The organism is Microbulbifer mixtoriginis (SeqCode) (assembly GCF_052467515.1).
This window is the reverse complement of the sequence record NZ_CP174314.1, coordinates 2,501-18,146: the sequence shown is the minus strand read 5'-3', so window position 1 is coordinate 18,146 and position 15,646 is coordinate 2,501. Positions and strand designations below refer to the sequence as shown.

General features: G+C 50.3%; 10 protein-coding genes and 2 rRNA genes (1 of these 12 only partly in view). 3 read left to right on the top strand and 9 right to left on the bottom strand.

Features of this window, described 5'->3' with window-relative positions:
* Window positions 1-23: 23 nt before the first annotated feature.
* Complete coding sequence (locus ACJJIT_RS00065; RefSeq protein WP_444899559.1) at window positions 24-803, bottom strand: hypothetical protein; 780 nt, start codon at window positions 801-803, stop codon at window positions 24-26.
* A gap of 209 nt (window positions 804-1,012) precedes the next feature.
* Here ACJJIT_RS00065 and ACJJIT_RS00060 point away from each other — a divergent pair, with 209 nt between their 5' ends.
* Window positions 1,013-2,230 (top strand): patatin-like phospholipase family protein, encoded by a 1,218-nt coding sequence (locus ACJJIT_RS00060; RefSeq protein ID WP_444889114.1) that lies wholly within the window; start codon window positions 1,013-1,015, stop codon window positions 2,228-2,230.
* A 291-nt stretch (window positions 2,231-2,521) separates the two neighbouring features.
* Here the strand turns inward: ACJJIT_RS00060 and ACJJIT_RS00055 are convergent, their stop codons facing one another.
* From ACJJIT_RS00055 to ACJJIT_RS00035, 5 genes are all read right to left on the bottom strand, one after another.
* Window positions 2,522-4,414, bottom strand: coding sequence for a DUF885 domain-containing protein (locus ACJJIT_RS00055; protein ID WP_444899558.1), 1,893 nt, complete (start codon window positions 4,412-4,414; stop codon window positions 2,522-2,524).
* 161 nt (window positions 4,415-4,575) lie between these two features.
* Window positions 4,576-5,421, bottom strand: a complete 846-nt coding sequence (locus ACJJIT_RS00050) for a mechanosensitive ion channel family protein (protein ID WP_444899557.1) — start codon at window positions 5,419-5,421, stop codon at window positions 4,576-4,578.
* Between the two features lie 76 nt (window positions 5,422-5,497).
* Window positions 5,498-6,091: a DNA-3-methyladenine glycosylase I gene (locus ACJJIT_RS00045; protein WP_444899556.1), complete on the bottom strand. Its 594-nt coding sequence runs from the start codon at window positions 6,089-6,091 to the stop codon at window positions 5,498-5,500.
* 180 nt (window positions 6,092-6,271) lie between these two features.
* Window positions 6,272-7,261: an SDR family oxidoreductase gene (locus ACJJIT_RS00040; protein WP_444899555.1), complete on the bottom strand. Its 990-nt coding sequence runs from the start codon at window positions 7,259-7,261 to the stop codon at window positions 6,272-6,274.
* A gap of 226 nt (window positions 7,262-7,487) precedes the next feature.
* Complete coding sequence (locus ACJJIT_RS00035; RefSeq protein WP_444899554.1) at window positions 7,488-9,620, bottom strand: prolyl oligopeptidase family serine peptidase; 2,133 nt, start codon at window positions 9,618-9,620, stop codon at window positions 7,488-7,490.
* Between the two features lie 62 nt (window positions 9,621-9,682).
* On the opposite strand from ACJJIT_RS00035, the gene dtd reads away from it, so the two are divergent.
* Together dtd and ACJJIT_RS00025 are read left to right on the top strand one after the other, a co-directional pair.
* Entirely contained in the window at window positions 9,683-10,120 is a 438-nt protein-coding gene (gene dtd, locus ACJJIT_RS00030; protein WP_444899553.1) for a D-aminoacyl-tRNA deacylase, read from the top strand.
* 128 nt (window positions 10,121-10,248) lie between these two features.
* Window positions 10,249-10,770 (top strand): GNAT family N-acetyltransferase, encoded by a 522-nt coding sequence (locus tag ACJJIT_RS00025; RefSeq protein ID WP_252083742.1) that lies wholly within the window; start codon window positions 10,249-10,251, stop codon window positions 10,768-10,770.
* A gap of 33 nt (window positions 10,771-10,803) precedes the next feature.
* Here the strand turns inward: ACJJIT_RS00025 and ACJJIT_RS00020 are convergent, their stop codons facing one another.
* The 3 genes from ACJJIT_RS00020 to ACJJIT_RS00010 form a co-directional block, all read right to left on the bottom strand.
* Window positions 10,804-11,802 carry a YncE family protein gene (locus ACJJIT_RS00020; protein WP_444899552.1) on the bottom strand — a complete coding sequence of 333 codons (999 nt, stop codon included), beginning with the start codon at window positions 11,800-11,802 and terminating at the stop codon, window positions 10,804-10,806.
* A gap of 807 nt (window positions 11,803-12,609) precedes the next feature.
* Window positions 12,610-12,725 (bottom strand): 5S ribosomal RNA (gene rrf, locus ACJJIT_RS00015).
* Between the two features lie 204 nt (window positions 12,726-12,929).
* Window positions 12,930-15,646 (bottom strand): 23S ribosomal RNA (locus ACJJIT_RS00010) (it continues 164 nt past the right edge of the window).

Here is a 15,646-nt window from a genome sequence, read left to right as displayed (position 1 = left end):
GCCTTGGCCCCGGCCAATCCAGTTTATTTCACGATAAAACTGCCCCTATCGACACCGGTATTTCCGGTTTTAGCGTCATAAGCGTAAACCAGAATTTCGTAGACACCGGGTAAATCTGTGGCGAAGGGCGCACTAAAGGTATTCATACTGTCCTGGATTTTCAGTGGCACTGTGGCAAATTCGCCTCCATTTCGCTTCACTATCGCAGTGACTTCAATCTTGCTGCCATCCCATAAGCCACCATCGGTGAAGGAACAACCACACATCATCACCACATTGGCGCGGATCTCGAATGGACTCTTATCCAAACCGGTGTAGAGGTGAGTCTGTGGGCTGAGCAGGTCCACCACCATGCCGGGGATTTCCACAATCAAGCCCTCGCCACCAATAGGCTTGCCGGGCACCAACCAGGTCTGGGTCTGCGCCACCACGCGGGCCTGCTTTTTGATGTAGGGGGCCAGCACCTCAATGGTAAGAAAAACTGGCTCACTAATCTCCAGATTAGCGGTGAATTTAGCCGCCCCCTCGGCGATAGGCACATAGCGCTCACGCGGGGTCTTCATAATCTTACCAGTATCGCCGGTGCTCCCTTGAGTCAGGCCCTGTGCGAGAATTTCCCCAGTATCTGCCGCACGGATAATGACCATGGCACCCCCAATGGAGGAACCGATAAATTTGGCATCCTTGGCCTTGGCACGCACGGTAATTTCGGTAGAAACCGCCTTAGTATCCGTCTTGGCCCAAAGTGGAACAGCAACTAATTGGGCAATTAACAAACATAAAATAATGATAATTTTTTTCATACACAGCCTTTTTTAAGTTCTAATTCCTTCCATAAGCTAGACACCTTACTTTCAACAGGTGATATCAAAAGACATTCTCCTCTTTGGGGTCATATAAATCAAAACCAAACGATTTTCATATTAGGTATAAATTTTACATTACAATAGTTCCGCGATGAGAAAGAGGCATTGCTTAAGGACTAGTTACTGAACAAACATGGTTTCCTTTTATGTTGAAACTGGCCGGTCAGCTAACCAAAAGACTATTCTTTACCTTAACAACTTTATCTGGAGCCTATGCTCTTACGGCCTACATTTATAACAAATGCTTCCCTCAATCAGTCACCTTTAACAGAGAATTTATCTCAAAAAGATTTGTTAGAAACTTAGATCATCTGCAAGATAAAGACACAATCAAAGTACTAATCATTACGGGCGGGGGCGTTCGCGGACTTATCCCCCTCTATGTCCTGCAATATATAGAAAAAAACCTAGGAAAACCGATTAATGAAGTATTTGATGTTTTTGCCGGAGTATCCACTGGAGCCGTTATAGCAACTGGAATCAACATCCCAGGTAAAGCTATTCCAGACTACTATGGGAAAAATATTTCTCACCTAGACTACCTAATCAATATTTATAAAGATGAAACGACTTATATCTTTAAATCCCCCTGGTATCACAAGCTGCTCACCGGGGCTGGGCTCTTCTCACCAGCCTATTTCGGCCGACGCCTACATGAGATCATGGAGAAATACTACACAAAAGATTTAAAATTTAATGATTTAGATAACTACGTTATTATTCCAACATTAAACATAGATAGCGGAGAAATCTTTTTATTCAAAAATCGAGGAGATGCGGCCCTAGATTTACCCACAAACAGCCTATACCAACTGGTAACAGCTGCAGCTAGTGCCGAGACGGCTTTCCCTCCAGTCTCTTTTGAATCGATGAAGTCCAACTTCCAATCTTCCTTCAAAATTTACCCAACAGCTAAAGAAAAGGGTATTTGTTGTGTATTTGCAGATGCGGCTATAGCTATAAACAACCCGTCTAGTTTAATTCTAAGAGACATTATTCATGAATTCCCAGAAAAAAAATACTACATACTGGTCTTGTGCTCTGGATACCCAAAACTACTAAGCTCAAGTATGAAGTACCACTCGCTGAGAAAATGGGGACGCATTCACTGGGCTCATGATGCTTTAACCAACATACAGCGCTCTATGGATAAAAACCAACTTTACACTTTAGAAATTGCCAAGATTCTTTCCCAAAAGGGGCGTATCGAATACGATTTTCTCAACGTAGATATTGACCATCCTTTCGTGGGCATATTCGACTATGACTTATTGCATCACCTAAAATATTACTCAGAAAAATTAATCAAAGAGAATAAATGTAGCTTAAGAAACATTATCCGACACCTCAACCGAATGGATTAACGTCGTCCTTAAAAAAACCTGAAAAACCTGAAAAAATCTTAAGTCAACCTAATAATTCTGGGAAAACAATTCTTTAACTCCCTCCAACCCACATAGTTCACTGTCAAACTTTCCCAACAGTTTCAGCTGGAAATTTACCCAGCAGTTCCGATGTGCTCTTAAGGTTTAATGAATAATGAGAGCTTTAATTTTTTCTCTTTGGCCAAACAATTAAAAAATGGGAAATGTAAGAGTCACCCTCATAAAAAAGCCGGGCAATGCCCGGCTTTAATTCAATAACCAAGTTAGCTTTTAAGCGCTCTTAATTGAGTCCACCCAAGCAGCCACTCGGCTCTCCAGGACTGGTACCGGCAGTGCACCGCCACCCAGTACGGTGTCGTGGAAACCGCGGATATCGAATTTTTCGCCCAGCTGCTCCTCGGCCTGCTTGCGCAGTTCCTGAATCTTCAGCATCCCGATCTTGTAGGCGGTAGCCTGACCCGGCCACACCAGATAGCGGCGTACTTCGGAGCGCACGGCTGTTTCAGGAATCGCGGAGTTTTCCAGGAAGTATTCTACCGCCTGCTCCTCGCTCCAACCCTTGGCGTGCATGCCGGTATCCACCACCAAGCGGATAGCGCGCCACATTTCTGCGGTCAGATGACCAAACAGGTTGTAGGGGTCCTCGAATGCACCCATCTCCTTAGCCAGTTTCTCAGAGTACAGGGCCCAGCCTTCTACATATACGGTGAAGTGCGCCTGGGTACGAAACTGTGGGATATCCTCCAGTTCCTGCGCAATGGAAATCTGCATATGGTGGCCGGGGTTGCCCTCGTGGTAAGCCACAGTTTCCATATCGGTCGTGGAGTAGGCACTCATGTCAGACAGGTGCGCATAGTAGATGCCAGGGCGAGAACCATCTGGAGTGCCCGGGTAGTAGTGCTGGGCACCACCATCCTGCTCGCGGAAAGATTCCACCCGCTTAACCACCAGCTCAGCCTTGGGCAGCAGGCCGAAGTAGTCCGGCAGCTTTTTGGTGATGTCGTCGAGGAAAGCTGTGGAATCATCCAAGTAACCCTGGCGGCCTTCGTCGGTATTGGGGTAGTAGAACTGACCATCTTCACGGATAAAGGTGAAGAACTCCTGCAGGTTGCCATCGTAGCCCACCTGCTTCTTGATGGTCTCCATCTCGCTGCGAATACGCGCTACTTCCTTCAGGCCGATATTGTGGATTTCATCGGCGGTCAGGCTGGTAGTGGTGGTATTTGCCAGGCGCTGGTTATAGTAGGCCATACCATTCGGCAGACTGCTGGCACCCTGAGGCTCTGCAGAGGCCTTCTGCACATCTTTCTCCAGCCAGGCAACCAGGGTCTTATAGGCTGGCAGGAACTCAGTCTCCAGGGCCTTGCGCGCGTCTGCGGTCAGCTTATCAGCCTGCTTCTGGTCAATCTTGCCGGCTTCCAACAGTTCAGCGACTTTGCCTTTGGCTCCGGCCCATAGGGGGGCGTCCTCACCATCGGTGAAGGGGGCACCGTCGATCAGCTTGCTGGACTGCTCGATCGCGCCCTCGTAAGCGAAGCGCGGTGGGCGAATGCCCTCTTTGGCAGACTGCTCAGCGCGCTCGCGCAGCTGATTGATAGCCCGGGAAATACCGCCGATACGGGCGATATACGCCTGCATATCCTCGATATTGTCCACCTTGTGGAAGTTCAGCAGAAAGTTGGGCAGTTGCGACTGCACGCCGCCCATCTGCTCAAAAATATAGCCATGGCGCTTAAAGGGCTCGGCAGCTTTGGCCTGCTCAAACTGGTAAACCCAGATATCGTAGGACGTTTTCCCTTCTTGACTCAGCTTGTCGTAGTCGAAGTTCTTCTTCAGCTCTGCAACGGCCTTTTCCATCCAGGCCAGCTGGCGCGCCTCAGCGGCTTCGCTCATATCGTCGATCTGGTCGTACTGCTCCTTGCGGCCGAGATAGGACAGCTGCATGGGGCTGAACTGCAGCTGCTCTTCGTAACGCGCATCCAGCCATTCGGTCAGACGCTTGGTCTCAGCCACCGCATCAACGGTTACAGGGGCCTCGGCAACGGCACTTTGAGCTTTGTCGGCATTCGCTCCTGCTTGAGCGCTCTTATCGCCCTGACAGCCCGCAAGGATAGCGACAGCCAGCAGGCTGGGGATCAAAGGGTTGTTCAGCTTAATCGGCATTTTCCTATCTCGGTCAAAAGTTGTACAAAAAAACGCCGCTAACTTTGACACGAAATCTTTGAACTGTCGATTCGAGCTCTTTCAAACGCTATATCTGCGCGTCGAGACGAACAGCCTTGGTGAGGATTCCGCCTAAGATAGCGGACCATTGGGGCTCTGTGTTATGTCTTCGGCTCGGGGGAGCTGGGATCGGGCCACTCGGGCTTCTGCACAATATGCAGTTCCCGCTGGGGGAAGGGAATCGTTAAGCCCGCGCCCTCCAGGGCGGGTTTCAAGCGCTTCATGAGAGTCCAATAGACATCCCAGTACTCAACAGTCGGTGTCCAAACCCGAACTTGCAGGTTCACCGCACTATCCCCCAGTGCGCGAACCGCGAAGCTCGGCTGAGGCTCCGGTAGAATTCGCGGTTCATCTGCCACTAGTCGGCGCAATACCTGCATACCCGCCTCGATATCGTCTCCGTAGGCGATGCTCGCCACTATTTCGACACGACGAGTCTGATTGTGGCTGTAATTAGTGAGGGTCTGCCCCCAAATGGTGCTGTTCGGTGCTGTAATTCGCAGGCCATCGCTAGTATCCAACGCAGTGGTAAAAAGACCCACTTGACGCACTGTGCCCATGGTCTGGCCAAACTGAATCACATCGCCGACACGAAAGGGGCGCAAACTCAGCAAAATAAAACCGGCCGCAATATTTTGCAGGGTATCCTTTAAGGCCAGCCCCACCGCCAAACCGGTGGCACCGAGTAAGGCGATCAGACTCGTGGTATTGATCCCAAACACATCCAGAACCACCAGCGCCCCGACAATATAAATGGCCCAGGTCGCAATATTGCGCAACACCGGCACGAGTGTCACATCGAGCCGGCTGGTTAATCGATTTATAGCGCTTCGCGCCAGGTGGGCCACCCCCAGAGTCACTGCAATAACCAGCACTGCGGTCGCAATCCGTAAAAAGCCAGCAGTGAAAAGGGGCCCGTAACTTTCACCAATACCATCAAGACTCATAGGGGGCCTCCTGTTCATTGGCAAACGCGCAGATAAAGAAGATCGGAACCGACTAACCACAGCGGTTATTTACTTTCTAAAGTAGTCCCGCCGCCTCGGCTTCATCCAGGCAGCGCTGACGCGCAGGGCAAGTGTGCAAATGGTCATTAACCATCCCCGTGGCCTGCATATGAGCGTACATAATGGTAGAGCCAACAAAACTAAAGCCGGCTTTTTTAAGCGCTTTACTCATCACATCAGATTCCGCTGTACTGGCCGGTACCTGCTTGAGGGAACGGGGTTTATTCACGATCACCCTGCCGTCGGTAAATTGCCAGAGAAAGTCAGAGAGTGTTTGCCCTTTCTCCCGCAGTGCCAGAGTTGCGCGGGCATTTTTAACCGCAGACTCCACTTTGAGACGGTTGCGTATGATTCCCGGGTCCTGCAGTAACTTTTCAATCTTGCGCGGCGTATAGCGCGCAATTTTTTCTGCATTGAAATTATCGAAAAGACGGCGATAGTTTTCCCGCTTATTTAATACGGTTATCCATGACAGCCCGGCCTGGGCCCCCTCCAACAGCAGAAACTCAAACAGGGTGGCCTCATCGGTTACCGGGCGACCCCACTCCTCATCGTGGTAGCTTTGATATAGCGGGGTGGACAGGCACCAGCCACAGCGTTTCTCTTCCATAACAGGTTCCTAAAATTTATTTTCCTTAATCTCAAGCAGTGACGGCGCTCAGTAACAATACCGAGCACAGCCAGCAAAAAGGAGAGGACTAGCGCTATTGGGCTCCGGAAAAGAAATAGTGCTGAATCAACTGCAGAACCAACAACAAGGAAACCAGGATAAAAATAATATTACTGCGATTCACTTTATCTCCAATAATTTTTGCTCTACTAACCAGTCGCGACATTCGCACAACATGGCATCCAATGTCACCTCTGATTGATAACCGAGTTCGCGTTCTGCCTTGGAACTGCTAGCTACAACCCGACGCGTCACCAGGGTGGCCTTTTCCGGGGTAATTACCGGTTCCTTACCACTCACACGCGACCATACATCAGAGAACCAGGCGATAGACTGAATAACGAAGGCGGGAGTTGTACGCTTCGGCACAGGCTTGTGCAGCAGCTCGGCTATCTTGCCAAAAAATTCCAGAAAACTGGCATCGGTGCCGGCGAGGATATAATTCTCTCCACAGCGACCCTTTTCGACCGCCTCGATATGCGCCCGAGCCACCGCCCCGGCATGACAGAAAGACCCCCAACCCGGCGGCACGCCAGGCAATTGGTTTTTATCGATTAGAAAAAATGTCTGCGCCCAACTACTGGTGTCGAATTTCCCCACGATTGCACAAGGATTGAGAAATACCGCATCCAATCCCTTGTCGATCTCTTTGCGTACCGCTATTTCTTCACGCTTTTTGGTATACAGATAATGATGGCGGGGATCGTCTGCACGCTTTTCGCTCTCTTCGGTGATCGTATCCTTGTGGTAACCGTAGGCGGAGATCGAACTGGTCACGATCATACGGCCAACATTTTTCTCCCTAGCAACCTTTGCAATATTCGCCGCCCCCTCCACATTGTCCTTCCACTGCTGTGCATTGCCACCGCGCCACATGCTGGTATTGGCCGCCATATGGAAAAGGGCATCGACATCGTCAGGAATAGCTGAGCGCAGTGAGTCTGAATCGTTCAGGGAGGCCTCAACCAGCTCTACCCCCATGTTGCGCAGCCTCTCTGTGTTGGAGGTCTTGCGATGCATGGCGGTTACCCGCCAGCCATCGGCTTTCAGTTGCTCGACAAGGTTGGCACCGAGAAAGCCGCTGCCCCCGGTCACGAATGCATGTTTCATAGATCCACCGGATGATTATTTTTTGTTATTCATACCCAGTGATAGCCTCTGCCAAGACTTCCGCACCCCGGGAGGGTAAACCGCAGGCAGTACTACAATCTCGACAAGGTGGGCTGTGCACCAACACTGTTGCTGATGCAGCCCCAGGGTTAAACCCAATCCGTAGTGTCTGAACGGGGGCACCAACACGGCCCCCACTATCTACACATTGAGTCGATGGGAAAGGTTACTCGATTTTCATTCCCAGCTGGTGGGCGAGGAAGCTCCATTGGTTGGCGAAGTCCTCCACCTGCATCCACACCGGCTTGCCGGCACCGTGGCCAGCCCGGGTCTCCACCGCGAGCCATATCGGCTTTTCACAGCCCTGATCCCGCTGCAGCGCGGCCGCAAACTTGTAGCTGTGCCAGGGCACTACACGATCATCGCGGTCGGCGGTGGTGATCAGGGTGGCAGGGTAGCAAGAGCCCTCACGGGTATTATGAACCGGGGAGTATGCATGCAACGCCTTAAATTCCTCGCGGTTTTCGCTCAGACCGTAGTCACTGGACCACTGGCGTGCGTTGGCGGAAGCGGTGTGGTAACGCAGCATATCGAGCACACCCACTACCGGCAGTGCCGCGGCAAACAAGTCCGGACGCTGCACCAGGGTCGCGCCGGCGAGTAATCCACCATTGGAGCGCCCACTGATACCCAGCTTCTCTGGAGAGGTAACTTTCTCCGCGATAAGCCACTCGGCTGCGGCGATAAAGTCATCGAAGACATTCTGCTTCTGGGTCTTGGTACCCGCCTGATGCCAGGCATCACCGTACTCGCTACCCCCACGCAGGTTGGCCAGCGCCAGGGTACCGCCCATATCCAACCAGCCCACAAAGCGGTTGTAAAAGCGCGGCAACTGAGCGGAGTTGAAACCACCATAACCATACAACAGTGTGGGGTTGGAGCCATCGCGCTTCATACCCTTCTTATGCACCAAGAATAAAGGCACACGGGTACCGTCCTTGCTCTTATAGAAGTGCTGGCTCACAGTCAGTTCGGAAAAGTCCGCCGCGTATTTTGGCTGCTTGAACAGCTTGGTTTCACCGGTCTGCACATTCAGGTGATAGATACTCGGCGGGGTAATGAAATTGGAGAAAGAATAGAAGGTCTCCACCTCATCCGGCTCACCGTAAAAGCCCTTCACAGAGCCCACGCCGGGCAATTTCAGCTCGTACTGCTTCTTACCATTGGTATCGGTCACCAGGACCCGCGACTTGGCATCTTTCAAGTAGTGCAGCACGAACCGGTCCCCAATATAGCTGGCACTCTGCAGGGCGCTGCCTCCCTGCGGCACCAGGTCACGCCAGTATTTCCGTTGTGGCTTCGCCAGGTCGATCGCAATTATCCGACCCAGCGGTGCGCCCGCACTGGTCTCGAAGAAGAAGGTACTGCCCTTATTACCGAGAAACTGATAGAGGCCATCCCAGTCATCCAACAGCTTGATGACCCTGCCGGTGTCATCGCGTAAATCTCGATAGTAAAAGCCGTTGGAATCATAACCATCGAAAATGGTGAACAGCAGATAATTGCCATCATCGCTTACCTCGGCATCAGGGTTACGAGTGGGATGATCGGTAATACGGTATACCAATTGGTCGCGCTCCTGGGAGTCTCCCAGGCGGTGGAAATAGACAGCGACCTGCTTGCTATCATCGGCACTGCCATCCTTGTTGAATGGGTAACGACTGTAATAGAAGCCCGATTCATCTGGGGCCCAGCTGGCATCACTGAACTTGATCCCAGTCAGTTGCTCCTTTAGGTCCTTGCCGGTCTTTAAGTCGCGAATACGGTAGTCTGTCCAGTCCGTGCCACCATCCGAAATTCCATAGGCCAGGTAACGCCCCTTGGGGCTGACCTTAGGTCGTTTCGCTGCGATGGTGCCATCCTCACTCAAGCTGCGTGGGTCCAGCATAGGCTTGCCATCCTGGGCAAGCTCCCCGGCACGGTAGAAAATGTTCTGATCCCAGTCGCCGTTGTTGTAATCGTAGTAGTAGTTATCGCCTTTCTTATAGGGCACGCCATAGCGCTCGTAGCGCCACAATTCAGTGAGGCGATCGTTGATCTTCTGCCAGCCTGGCAGATCCTTCAGGCGAGGTAACGCATGCTTGTTCTGTGCCTTGACCCACTCCTTAACCTCTTCATTAGACATATCCTCCATCCAACGAAAGGGGTCGGATACCTCAACACCGAAGTATTCATCTATGTGCTCAATAGTCTGACTCTTGGGGTAGGTTTCCACCGCCTGCACAGCGGCTGTGGCCAGAGCCCCAACCAGGAGTGCCATTAACTGTTTCTTCATACGGTATTCTCGGTTTCTCTGCATGAATCAGTCCGCTAATCTAGGCGATTTACTCGCAGGGTTCCAGAGAGACAGAGAGGTCTGAGATGAAAGGATTAATCCAACGGGTCAGCCACGCCCGCGTAGACGTGTCTGGCCAGTCGGTGGGTGCTATTGAGCACGGTATACTCTTGCTGTTGGGAGTGGAGTCTAAAGACAACCGTGAAAGCGCAGACAAATTACTGCATAAGGTACTGAATTATCGGATTTTTCCCGATGAAAACGGCCGTATGAACCACAATGTGCAACAGGCCGCTGGTGGGCTCCTTGTCGTAAGCCAGTTTACCCTAGTCGCTGAAACTGAACGCGGCCTTCGACCCAGCTTCAGTCGCGGCGCCAGCCCACAACATGCCGAGGGCCTGTACGATTATTTTCTTGAGCGTGCTAATGCCGAATTTACACCGGTAGCCAGCGGAATCTTCGCCGCAGATATGCAGGTGTCTCTTCTCAATGACGGCCCGGTTACCTTTATGCTGGAAACCTAAAGTCCTTAAGAGTTTCATTCGCTAAGTCTGAAGTGCCGGGGCAAATCCTCGTAAACTTATTAAGTAAAAACTGCATTTTTATAAAATCGTCTCACTTGAAAGATTCCACCACCAAGGAGAAAAACCGCATGCGGTTAACGGTAACAGAAGATATTTATCTGGAATTTCTACAGGAGAAAGATTCCCAGGAGCTTTTTTATCTAATAGAAGATAACCGCCTACTTTTGGAAAAATATTTGTACTGGGCAAAGTCTGTACAGGATATGGAGTCGACCAAACAATATATTTGCCAGCGTATTTACAGTAAACACAATGGCTCTGCCTGGCACAAGATCATTTTTAATGACCAACTCTCCGGAATAATCGGTGTCAAAGAAATTGATCAGAAAAACAAGTGTGCCGAAATTGGCTACTGGCTCTCGGCTCACTGCCAGGGCAAAGGTGTAATGGCGAAAGTTGTGGCGAAGATTTGCGAAGAACTAAAGAGGCAAGCTGGTGTAGCCCAGATAAAAATACACTGCCTTTCTGAAAATACCGCTAGCATTGCGGTTGCAAGACGGGCCGGTGGAATCCACAGTAGCACCATCCCCGCATACCTTACGATCGATGGAAAGTCCCAGGATCTAATGATCTACACCGTCGCCCTCTAACAACATCCACCAGTAAAAAATATTATATAGAATTTACTCGGGCTGAATCGTTACCGGACTCCACTCCAAGCCATCAGCCCCCTGACCAGCCTTAAAAATTCTCTTGATTTCCCACTTGTCGGTATCTATTTCGACCACCTTCCCGTCTCTCTGTGATCCGGCATATAGATACTTACCATCGGGGGTAAAGAGTAGTGAAGCCGGTTCCCGTGCAGAGGCAGCGCCTAAGTCAATACTCTTAAGCTCTTTGCGGGTTGCCGCATCGTAAATCACCACCCGGTTTCCCTGTAGATCCGCAACTGCAACCAGCTTCCCTTCGGGATGGAAACTGATGCGAATGGGGAGATAACCAACATCAATGACATCCTTCTTTTTTAAACTAGCCGTGTCAAAGATGAAAATATTTTTTGAGCGATTATTACCTATCCATAGCTCTTTCCCATCGGGACTGACCCATACCGCCTCAGGACCATCACCGGCCGGAAGAGTCTTTTTTAAGGTCATAGTGTCCGTATCGATCACGCTGAAAGTATCCGAGCCACGACTGGTGACATATGCAGTTTTAGTATCCGGAGATAAAGCCAGTAGGTGGCTTCCTATCTGGTCTGTTGATACAGAACCGAGTACCTTGCCTGCGACAGTATCAACCTTAATCACATCATGAGTTTCTTCAGTGGTCACGATAAGGTCATCACCACTTCCCAGCCAAGCAATACCATGAGGGCCCATATGCGGGCTAATATCGATAATGCTCAAGCGTTTGCCCGTAGCCACATCAAAGACATTTAACTCTTCGCCAACGTAGCCATCTTCCAAATAGGAAACCACCACAACCTTTGATTTATCCGGGGACAAAATAAGTTCATGTGGAGAGCCACCAGTTTCCGTTCGCTTGATTTCCTTCCCATTTTCCAAGTCAATAAAGCTGACTGTCCCTTCATATTTATTGCCCACTATTAGGGTACTCGCAAAAGTGAAACTACCCAGAAACAGGCTCAGGAGAATCAAGCTAGAAAGAATCGACCAGCGCATTAGAGCACCTCACCACTTGGTCCCAACTGCAAGTTATTCACACGGCACAACTATTTAGGCGCCTATGACCTGTCAGTATAGTTAAAAGTGCAAGACACCCTCTGGCTAGGGCCTAGAAACAGGCTCTGACTGTATAGTTTTATAAGCTCTAGTGTTATTTGAGCTAATTACTAACAGAATCCATGGATAGAGCTGTGTATAACTCAGGGATATCCACGCTCAGGCCCCTGTTTCCGCGGTGCCCTTTTCAACGGGTAAAAAAACACCAGCCATTTATCCACTTTCCACCGCTTGGCGTTATTAACAGAAAGTCTGGATAGACTTGTGCATAACTGCGGTATATCCGCGCCAGGCCCCGTGGTTGCACAGGTTCATTAAAACGTGCAAAAAATCACCGGTATTTTTATTGGTATTTCTGCGCCGTTTTTTTCAACGCAATGATTTTTCTAGGTTAAAGAGCACTTTTTAATTTCAGGTGTTTTTTTGGTGGTGCTTGGGGTGCAGATTAAATAAAGCGCGTTATTTTTTTGTATTTTCATTTTCTCCTTACAGAAAAAATTTAAGAAAGTGCTTTATTTATAGGAGGGAAGGCTCTTCAGAACTTTTTAGAGCCTGCGCTTTTTTCATTGGCTTTTACCGAGTTGGATTTTTCGGCGGGAGTGTTGCGAGTAAAAATTCGATTGGGTTTTTTATTTTTTCTGTATTTTGAATTTTATTTTTTATTCTCTGTTTTTATTTTTTTATGCATTCAATTTTTCGTACATAAAAAAAGGGCCACCCTATTGGGTGGCCCTTTTCGGATTAGAAGCCTGACGATGACCTACTCTCACATGGGGAAGCCCCACACTACCATCGGCGATGTTGCGTTTCACTTCTGAGTTCGGCAAGGGATCAGGTGGTTCCACAACTCTATTGTCGTCAGGCAAACTGGCTTGGGTTGGCGTTGGTCTTATAAGCAATTTTGCTTGGCCTGCCGCGTTATCGCTGTTTGCCTCGGTCTATTGACCGGCGATAACCCCAAATAAGTCGGTAAAACAATCTGTAGTAATACACCGCAAGCGATCATTGTGTGTCTTTCATTCCACAATCCGCTAGCTTAGCTAGTCGTTAGTAACCATCTCTGTTGTATGGTCAAGCCGCACGGGCAATTAGTACTGGTTAGCTCAACGCCTCACAACGCTTCCACACCCAGCCTATCAACGTGGTAGTCTTCCACGGCCCTTTAGGACTCTCAAGGAGTCAGGGAAATCTAATCTTGAAGGAGGCTTCCCGCTTAGATGCTTTCAGCGGTTATCCCGTCCGAACATAGCTACCGGGCAATGCCACTGGCGTGACAACCCGAACACCAGAGGTTCGTTCACTCCGGTCCTCTCGTACTAGGAGCAACTCTTCTCAAATTTCCAACGCCCACGGCAGATAGGGACCGAACTGTCTCACGACGTTCTAAACCCAGCTCGCGTACCACTTTAAATGGCGAACAGCCATACCCTTGGGACCGGCTTCAGCCCCAGGATGTGATGAGCCGACATCGAGGTGCCAAACACCGCCGTCGATGTGAACTCTTGGGCGGTATCAGCCTGTTATCCCCGGAGTACCTTTTATCCGTTGAGCGATGGCCCTTCCATACAGAACCACCGGATCACTATGACCTACTTTCGTACCTGCTCGACATGTCTGTCTCGCAGTCAAGCGCACTTATACCATTATGCTCATTGCATGATTTCCGACCATGCTGAGTGCACCTTCGTACTCCTCCGTTACTCTTTGGGAGGAGACCGCCCCAGTCAAACTACCCACCATACACTGTCCTCGATCCGGATAACGGACCAGAGTTAGAACCTCAAACATACCAGGGTGGTATTTCAAGGACGGCTCCACAGTAACTAGCGTTACTGCTTCAAAGCCTCCCACCTATCCTACACAAGTAGGCTCAAAGTTCAGTGCAAAGCTGTAGTAAAGGTTCACGGGGTCTTTCCGTCTAGCCGCGGGTACACTGCATCTTAACAGCGATTTCAATTTCACTGAGTCTCTGGTGGAGACAGCGTGGCCATCGTTACGCCATTCGTGCAGGTCGGAACTTACCCGACAAGGAATTTCGCTACCTTAGGACCGTTATAGTTACGGCCGCCGTTTACCGGGGCTTCGATCAAGAGCTTCGCCGAAGCTAACCCCATCAATTAACCTTCCGGCACCGGGCAGGCGTCACACCCTATACGTCCTCTTACGAGTTTGCAGAGTGCTATGTTTTTAATAAACAGTCGCAGCCACCTGGTCACTTCGACCGGCCTCAGCTTAGGGAGCAAGTCCCATCACCAAAACCGGCGTACCTTCTCCCGAAGTTACGGTACCATTTTGCCTAGTTCCTTCACCAGAGTTCTCTCAAGCGCCTTGGTATTCTCTACCTGACCACCTGTGTCGGTTTAGAGTACGATTCACTATTGCCTGAAGCTTAGAAGTTTTTCCTGGAAGCAGGGCATCAACCACTTCACCCACAAGTGGGCTTCGTCATCAATTCTCAGCCTTAGGGACCCGGATTTGCCTAAGTCCCCAGCCTACAACCTTAAACATGGACAACCAATCGCCATGCTGGCCTAGCCTTCTCCGTCACTCCGTCGCAGCAATAGCGAGTACAGGAATATTAACCTGTTTCCCATCGACTACGGCTTTCGCCCTCGCCTTAGGGGTCGACTAACCCTGTCCCGATTAGCGTTGGACAGGAACCCTTGGTCTTCCGGCGGGGAGGTTTTTCACCTCCCTTGTCGTTACTCATGTCAGCATTCGCACTTGTGATACCTCCAGCAGACCTCCCGATCCACCTTCAACGGCTTACACAACGCTCCTCTACCATGCTCCTAAGAGCATCCGCAGCTTCGGTTACCAGTTTTAGCCCCGGTATATCTTCCGCGCAGGCCGACTCGACTAGTGAGCTATTACGCTTTCTTTAAAGGATGGCTGCTTCTAAGCCAACCTCCTAGCTGTCTGGGCCTTCCCACATCGTTTCCCACTTAACTGGTATTTGGGACCTTAGCTGGCGGTCTGGGTTGTTTCCCTTTCCACGACGGACGTTAGCACCCGCCGTGTGTCTCCCGCGATTGCACTCCTCGGTATTCGGAGTTTGCATGGGGTTGGTAAGTCGGGATGACCCCCTAGCCCAAACAGTGCTCTACCCCCGAGGGTGAGACGCGAGGCGCTACCTAAATAGCTTTCGAGGAGAACCAGCTATCTCCCGGCTTGATTAGCCTTTCACTCCGATCCACAGGTCATCCCCTAATTTTTCAACATTAGTGGGTTCGGTCCTCCAGTTGATGTTACTCAACCTTCAACCTGCCCATGGATAGATCGCCGGGTTTCGGGTCTATTGCCTGCAACTAAACGCCCTATTAAGACTCGATTTCTCTACGGCTCCCCTAAGCGGTTAACCTTGCTACAGACAATAAGTCGCTGACCCATTATACAAAAGGTACGCAGTCACCCCGAAGGGCTCCTACTGCTTGTACGTATACGGTTTCAGGTTCTATTTCACTCCCCTCTCCGGGGTTCTTTTCGCCTTTCCCTCACGGTACTGGTTCACTATCGGTCAGCTGGGAGTATTTAGCCTTGGAGGATGGTCCCCCCATATTCAGTCAAGATAACACGTGTCCCGACCTACTCGATTTCACTCTAAATGCCTTTTCGTGTACGGGGCTATCACCCTGTATCGCGGTACTTTCCAGAACCTTCCACTAAAACATAAAGAGCTTAAGGGCTAATCCCCTTTCGCTCGCCGCTACTCAGGGAATCTCGGTTGATTTCTTTTCCTCCGGGTACTTAGATGTTTCAGTTCCCCGGGTTCGCCTCCATAACC